This is a genomic window from Citrobacter sp. W9 (assembly GCF_026719375.1).
GTDB lineage: Bacteria > Pseudomonadota > Gammaproteobacteria > Enterobacterales > Enterobacteriaceae > Citrobacter > Citrobacter werkmanii.
Map to the genome: position 1 here is coordinate 1 of NZ_JAPPTE010000077.1, position 1,016 is coordinate 1,016.

Genomic DNA, 1,016 nt, shown 5'->3' on the forward strand with positions numbered 1-1,016 from the left:
TGCAGGACTTTAATTTCCATACGAATCTCAAAAGTGATCATAAGCTCCCCTGTATTCAGAGGAGCAGATTAACCCCTGGATCAATTTTCAACCGCTGGGGTGGATCAGTTTTGCACCGTTGGTAACACTTTGGACTCGATATCGACGACCGCGCTGCACAGCTGGCGGGTTTTGCTTTGCTAATGCGTGCCCGTCAGGATGATCGTCGTCTGTTTTCTCGTAACAATGGTTGTGATATAGACCTGAATATTTACGCCCTACAGGAAAGTCGACACCTCAACATTCAGAAACTTTGGCAAGCACTTAATCTCAATGCTGATGCGCAGCATGGCCAGACTCAAGATCTACTTACAGTAGCCCAAGCTACAGATGACCCCCGTCTGACGCTTCTAAAAGACCTGCATCAGCGTTTTCTTAATGCCAAAACACTGGGTTCCTTAATTAGTATATCTACTGAACAAGCCTCAGCTATTGAGGAGCTCTATTCCACGATTCAGGAACTCAGCAAAAATGGCGATAATATGCAACGACCTGAATCTAAAAAACTATTACCGCTGCTAGCACAAGCTCGCCTACTAGCTAAACGCTATGATGCGGTGATTGCAAATCCACCGTACATGGGCAGTAAGGGGATGAATGCGGATCTGAAAGAGTTCGCTAAGAAGCAGTTCCCTAATAGCAAGTCAGACCTGTTTGCCATTTTTATCGAACGAAATCTGGATTTAACCAAAGAGTCAGGTGTGGTAGCGATGATCACCATGCAAAGCTGGATGTTCCTTTCTTCATACGAGTCATTGCGTACCCGAATTTTGAATCAACACACTATCCTGAGTATGACCCATCTTGGGGCAAGAGGATTTGATAGTATTGGTGGAGAAGTCGTCTCAACGTAAGCGTGCAGTGAGAACCGTATTGACGAAGTGAAGCTGGTCAGGCAGGCAGAGTAACCCGCCACGGGAGCAGAGCACCCACCCGGTTCACAGGCCAGTCGGCGATGACATCAAGTACATAATGCA

General features: G+C 46.7%; 2 protein-coding genes. One reads left to right on the top strand and one right to left on the bottom strand.

Going from position 1 to position 1,016, the window contains the following annotated elements; all coding sequences use genetic code 11:
* The first annotated feature begins 140 nt into the window (after positions 1–140).
* Positions 141–893, top strand: coding sequence for an Eco57I restriction-modification methylase domain-containing protein (locus tag OOJ59_RS27905; RefSeq protein WP_442781397.1), 753 nt, complete (start codon positions 141–143; stop codon positions 891–893).
* Between the two features lie 37 nt (positions 894–930).
* Here OOJ59_RS27905 and OOJ59_RS28330 read toward each other — a convergent pair.
* A partial coding sequence (locus OOJ59_RS28330; RefSeq protein ID WP_235635113.1) for a hypothetical protein occupies positions 931–1,016 on the bottom strand: 86 nt, incomplete at its 5' end.